Raw genomic sequence first — 5,539 nt, 5'->3', positions numbered from 1 at the left:
CGGAGCCGCCGTACTGCTGGCCGTGCTGACCTCGGTGGTGCCTGCCACACTGGCCGGACGGCTACCGCTGGCGACCGTACTGGCCAGGGAATGACCGGGCCGGCACGGTCGCCAGTGACCGGGACGCCGTTCTCACACCGAGGTCCAATACCGTCACCCGGGAGCTGGGCTTTCTCTCCACACAGCCCTCCGCGCGGGGCCGGGAGGCGTTCACCGCGGCAGTCAAGCCGGGTGCGTCCGATCCCGACCCGCTCAACCGGCAGGCAGAGGACGACGTGACCTGACCTTCCGCAGCGCAAAGAGCGCCCGCTCCCGTGCCGGGGAGCGGGCGCTCCTGCCATGAAGGCCGGCCGCGGCAGTCCCAGCAGCGCTCAGCGCGCTCACATGCCCGTGGGTGCCGAATATCGTGTCATCTCATGCGACTTGCGAATCCTCGTGTAGTAGGCCACCGAGTCGGTCTTTTCGAGTGACCGTGATGTCGGCATCGACGAGCTCGGGCAGCGCCTGCAATGGGCTGCTTGATCCAGCACCCGGTGTGGCCGGTGCTCATTGAAATGGGTCTCGTATTCAGGGTCGGGGGTGCGGCGGAAGTCGCCCTGGACGGTGGTGACCGGCCGGAACGCCCGTACCTGGGCCGGGATGAGGCCCTGCTCACGCATCAGGGCACGCGCCAGGGTTCGGCCGAGTAGTGCTCGCCGCGGCGGGCCAGGGCGGCGTGGACGCGCCGGTAGCCGTAGGTCTCGCGCGAGTCGGCGAAGATCTCGGCGACCAGAGCGGCCAGCAGCACGCAGCGTTGCGCGGTGGCCGAGGCCGGCCGCTCACGCTACTCGTAGTAGCCTGAGCGGGATACGCCCAGCCAGGCACACACCTTCACGATCGGACGGCAGGCCTTCTCCGCATCGATCAGCTCGTACTTGGCGAGCGTCGTCGACTGTCCGCCGCGAAGAAGGCGGAGCCCGCTTCGAACGCGGCCGGCTGGTCGAGCGCGAGGAACTGGCCGCATGAGCGACCACATCCGCCTGTAGTGTCTACGCCATGCCGAATCCGAGAACGTCATCACCGGCACGGCAGGAGCTGTTCCGGCCGCACCCCTGACCGCGAGGGGCCGCCGCCAGGCCCTCGACGCAGCCCACAAGCTCGCAGCCGAGCCGATCAGCAGGATCTACTCCAGCACCGCACTCCGGGCACGACAGACCGCACAGTTCCTTACCGCCACGCACGGTCTCGACATCACGGCCATGCCGGACCTCGTCGAGGTCGGCATCGGCACGCACGAAGGCACACGCGACCCCGCGATCCGCGCACGAACGGCCGACGTACTTCGCGCCTGGATGATCGAGCGAGACCTCGGGCAATGTGTGGCAGACGGCGAGACAGGCCATCAGGTCCTCGCCCGCATGACGACCGCCCTTCAGAAGATCGCCAGCGCCCATCCTGGCGAGACCGTAGCGGTCGTCGGCCACGTCGCCAGCCCCACCGTCGCACTGGCGCGGCTATGCTCCCTCGGCTCCAGAGTGTGGGGCACGCCCCTGCCACACGCTTGGCCCTTCCCCGTCGAGTGGGACGGTCAAGCCTGGCACTACCCGACATGGCCCGCAGTCGGTTAGCCCCTCCCACACGGCAACCGATCATCGCCGACCAAATATCCGATCCACAGGTCGTGACGATTGCTCCCACCTGCTATGTCAAGACCGCCACTGTCTACTCGCGGGACTTCATCTCGCAGGCATCTTCCTCTGGTCCGCACGATGATCCCAACCACACTGTCCAGGGCCCCTTGGTCCTGGACATGGTGCGACTCTCGGGTGGTCAGGCATCGGCGGCCAGGAGATCCGGTATGAGTGGCATTCCGGGATGCTGGGTGAGAACCGCAGGCTGTGCTGACCTGGCGTCGCTCGTGCGATCGGTCCGAAGGTAACGGCTCGGCCTCCTTTATCGATGTTCTGCCGGCCCCTCAGGCGCCTGCTCGAAGTGGAACGACTTGATGAAGCAGTCCCGGGGCTGCCTGAGGGCGAAGAACACGCACTCCGCCACGGAGTGGGCCGTCAGCATGTCGCCGGAGCCGCGCGGCGTGCTCTCCCACTGCGGGGACAGCGGGTCTGGATTGCAGAAGTCTGGCGGGTAGAGCGAGATAACCCGCACTCCTTGGGGTCGCAGCCGCTTGGAGAGGATGTCGGCGAAGCCGGCTTGTGCGCTCTTGGCGGCGTAGAAGGCGTCATGTGCGTTGGAGCGCTGGTGGGCCGGCAGCCCGGCAGCGGAGATCATGTTGACCACGTCTGGTCTGTCGGATGCGAGCAACAGTGGCAAAAAGCGTTTCACCATCAAGACCGTGCCGGTCGCTCCGGCGGCGATGGTGTCGGTCACGTCCTCGTCACTGGCGGAGAGGAGATCCGGCCCCTCCAGCCAGCGAGCGCCGTTGTTGACCAGCACGTCCACCCGGTCGGTGCACTGTGCCACTTCGGCGGCGAACTGCCGGATCGAGGCGGGGTCAGCCAGGTCACACGCGAAGGCGTGCACGTGTTCGTGACTGAGGTCACGTATCTCGCTCGCCACGCGTCGTGACGCCTCCAGGCTGCGGGAGGACACAAAGACCTCGGCACCGTGCTGGGCGAAACGGATGGCGAGAGTCCGGCCAAAGTCGCGGGACGCACCGGTGATGACGACACGTTGCTGTTCGAAGCTCATGTAAATGCCTGCTGCCTCTGAAGTTTCATTGCTGTCTTGCGGTTACTGCCCTATGAGGTGATGGGGCGGTCAGTCGGTGCGGTCGATCATCGCGACCTTCGGGCCAAGACCGATCAGGGCAAGGCCGCCCGCGCGTTTGGCGAGCGCCAGCCGTCGTGGGGGGCGGCCGAACCAGCCCGTGTGGCCGAGGCCGTCAGCCCGGATGGCCTTGACGCCCAGGAAGACCAGATATGCCGCGCCACCGAGCTTGATGACGGTGTAGATCAGCGCCGAGCGCTCCACCACGGTCCCCAGTCCCAGCGCCACCACGATGACGAGGGCATAAGCCGCCGACGCGTTGCCGAGGACGGACGCCAGCGCGGCCCGCCGCCCGTGGGCCAGAGCGCGTCCGATCACGAACAGCACGTTCGGACCGGGAAGGGCAGCGAGGAGCGAGGACATCGCGCAGAACACGCTCAGATGGGGAAGACCAGGCACGTCGACATCATCACAAGCCGATCGGGGAAGGGGAAGGAGACCTTCGGCCTAGGACTTCCGGCCCCCAAGTCCTTGTGATGAGCCCCCTCTCACCCCTCGGTGACGGCAAGTACGTCGTCCGCCTCCAGGAAACGCCTGGCACGGTCGCCGCATGACACCGGTCGTGAGCGCGATGCGGTGATCGTGTATGCCTGTCTGTGCGAAGGCCGCGGCGGCAGCCCCACCGCTGTCGTGACGGAGGGGGTTCACCGATGACGAGCGTCCCGCCGCGCCGGGGGTGTGGGGGACGTCGCATGCCGTGTTCGTGTCCGAACGCCATGGGGAGGTGTCGCTGCGGTTCTTCACTGGCGAGAGCGAGTTGCCCGCCTGCGGCCACGGAACGGTCGCGGCGCTGGCGGTGTTCGCTGTCCGCTCCGGGGAACCGGAGTACGCGATCACCCTGCACGCGGGCGGACCCGTCCTGGCGCCCGACCTGGACCGGCTCCGCGTGGCCTGTGACCGTCTCGGCCTGCTGGGCTGCTATGTCCACACCGTCCCCACCGCGGACGGGCGGGCCGCCGCCCGCATGTTCGCCCCGTCGATCGGCGTCCCCGAGGACATCGCCAACGCCAACAGCACCGCCTGCCTGGCCGCCCACCTGTCCCGCCAGGGCTTCACCACCCTCACCGTCGACATGGGCGACGCCCTGTCCTGTCCTTTCTCCATCACCGCCACCACCGGGACCGGACCCGCAGGCGTCCGCGTCGACGTCGGGGGCTTCACCGCTCTCGCCACGGGATGAGCCGCCATCGCGCGCGGCCGTTCCCCGCGCACGCCGGCGCCGCGTAGCAAGGGCCGATGCCGCGCAGGCGGGCACTCGGGCGTGATGCCGAGGACGTTCGCTAGGGGCAGGATGCGCCGGTGGGTCGTCAGCGAATTTCGGGGCGACGCGGGTGGTGCGGCCGCAGACGCGGTTGAGGTAGGTGCGTAGCTCGGTGAACTTGGTGGGGTCGGCGTGTAGGATCCAGCGTTGCCGGGAGGATTCCTGGCGGCCGTGGAGGCGTCCTTGCTGGCGCCAGCGGTGGATCGTGACGCCCAGGTGGGCGGCCAGGTCGGCCAGCCACCACTCGTCCGGGCTGGGTTCTTCTCCGGGCGGGACGGAGAATCGGCGGCGGGGGCGGGGCTGGTGCCCGGCGCGGCGCAGGACTTGCTCGACCAGTCGCCAGCCGATCGGCCCGTCATCGCGGGCGGCGCGGTAGCCGTCGGCGCCAGTCTTCGGTCAGTTGCCTCTGGGCGGCCAAGGCCGACTCCCAGTCGGCTTCCAATTGGCGGACCACCAGCCGATTTTCCGGTTCGGCCACTCGGTAGCAGCGGCGGGCCCGGTCCACTTGCTGAACTGGTACTCGCAGCACCGCTTTAACCAGATCCCACCCACGGGCCTGGTGCTGCCGTCGTCGCCAGTCACGTTTGAACTGTGGGCGACACCGCCACCCGGGAAGGCCAAGTGGCGCACCGCTGGCGGCTCCTGGAGGACGATCGACGACGTCGCGGACGGCACGATCATGGACGCCAAGGTGGCCGCGGGCGCGGGCATCAGCCTGGCAAAGCTGGCCACGAACCCCCTCGCGCGGTCGAACCACACCGGCACCCAACCATCCTCGACAATCAGTGACCTGGCCGCGGTGGTGAAGGCGTACCGGCTGGACGAGTTCGCGGCGCCGGGCGGCTACCGGTGGACCAACCTCGGCGCGCCCGTCAACCCCAACGACGGCGCCCGCCTGGCCGAATCCCTCGACGCCACCGGCTTCGTGCTAAACGCCGACGCCCTGGCCGAGATCGAAGCGGCCGTCCCCGCAGGATCAGCCGCCGGCGAGCGCTATGCGGCCCCCTCATGGCCACCCTCGACAGCGAACACTGACCCACACCCGACCGCGACCCCCGCCCGGCTCGCCCTGGCGGGTCCGACGAACAGCACACCAACACCGTTGCGTTTGTTCGGCCGACGGTTCGTCAAGCCGATGATCACGACGAACGGAACCTCTGGTAGATCACTTGTGTCGAGCAAGATGATCAAGAACCAGGGGTCCCCTTGCAGGAGAAGTCTGCCATCACCCGCACGATCGAGACAGCCGCGGGCGTCCACGCGCCCGGACATCTGGGTGAGCTGACCCAGATCGTCGACTTCACGCTGATGGATGCGGTGCTAGAGGAGACCGGGGCACGGGAGAAGCGGCTGCGGCTGCTGCCCGCCCGTGTGGTGGTCTACTTCACCCTCGCCCTGGCCCCTGTTCGAGCATTGCTCCTACCGGGCGACCTGGGGCAAGCTCACCGCCGCCCTGGGCCGGCTCGCGCCGGTGTGCCCGGCCGCCTCCTCGCTCGCGCGAGCGCGACGCTGGGT

Annotated in this window: 8 protein-coding genes; 4 read left to right on the top strand and 4 right to left on the bottom strand. The window is 68.5% G+C overall.

The features are described 5' to 3' along the window. Positions 1–380: 380 nt before the first annotated feature. Complete coding sequence (locus tag AB0J09_RS54880) at positions 381–659, bottom strand: hypothetical protein (RefSeq protein WP_360710269.1); 279 nt, start codon at positions 657–659, stop codon at positions 381–383. Beyond that, positions 659–787, bottom strand: coding sequence for an IS3 family transposase (locus AB0J09_RS54875; protein WP_360710268.1), 129 nt, complete (start codon positions 785–787; stop codon positions 659–661). Before AB0J09_RS54875 ends, AB0J09_RS54880 begins: the two co-directional genes overlap by 1 nt. A 268-nt stretch (positions 788–1,055) precedes the next feature. Here AB0J09_RS54875 and AB0J09_RS54870 point away from each other — a divergent pair, with 268 nt between their 5' ends. After that, positions 1,056–1,607, top strand: a complete 552-nt coding sequence (locus AB0J09_RS54870; RefSeq protein WP_360710270.1) for a histidine phosphatase family protein — start codon at positions 1,056–1,058, stop codon at positions 1,605–1,607. A gap of 325 nt (positions 1,608–1,932) precedes the next feature. On the opposite strand, the gene AB0J09_RS54865 is transcribed toward AB0J09_RS54870, so the two are convergent. Continuing rightward, positions 1,933–2,685, bottom strand: coding sequence for an SDR family oxidoreductase (locus AB0J09_RS54865; protein WP_360710266.1), 753 nt, complete (start codon positions 2,683–2,685; stop codon positions 1,933–1,935). Between the two features lie 69 nt (positions 2,686–2,754). After that, positions 2,755–3,162, bottom strand: a complete 408-nt coding sequence (locus AB0J09_RS54860) for a LysE family transporter (RefSeq protein WP_360710264.1) — start codon at positions 3,160–3,162, stop codon at positions 2,755–2,757. Between the two features lie 304 nt (positions 3,163–3,466). On the opposite strand from AB0J09_RS54860, the gene AB0J09_RS54855 reads away from it, so the two are divergent. The 3 genes from AB0J09_RS54855 to AB0J09_RS54845 form a co-directional block, all read left to right on the top strand. Further along, positions 3,467–3,943, top strand: a complete 477-nt coding sequence (locus tag AB0J09_RS54855; protein WP_360710262.1) for a PhzF family phenazine biosynthesis protein — start codon at positions 3,467–3,469, stop codon at positions 3,941–3,943. A 523-nt stretch (positions 3,944–4,466) separates the two neighbouring features. Continuing rightward, entirely contained in the window at positions 4,467–5,309 is an 843-nt protein-coding gene (locus AB0J09_RS54850; protein ID WP_360710261.1) for a hypothetical protein, read from the top strand. After that, a partial coding sequence (locus AB0J09_RS54845) for a transposase domain-containing protein (protein ID WP_360710260.1) occupies positions 5,231–5,539 on the top strand: 309 nt, incomplete at its 3' end. The genes AB0J09_RS54850 and AB0J09_RS54845, both read left to right, overlap by 79 nt.

The sequence above is a fragment of the Nonomuraea sp. NPDC049784 genome, from assembly GCF_040659615.1.
Lineage (GTDB): Bacteria > Actinomycetota > Actinomycetes > Streptosporangiales > Streptosporangiaceae > Nonomuraea.
The sequence above is the reverse complement of the archived record's forward strand: the minus strand, read 5'-3'. Positions and strand labels throughout refer to the sequence as shown.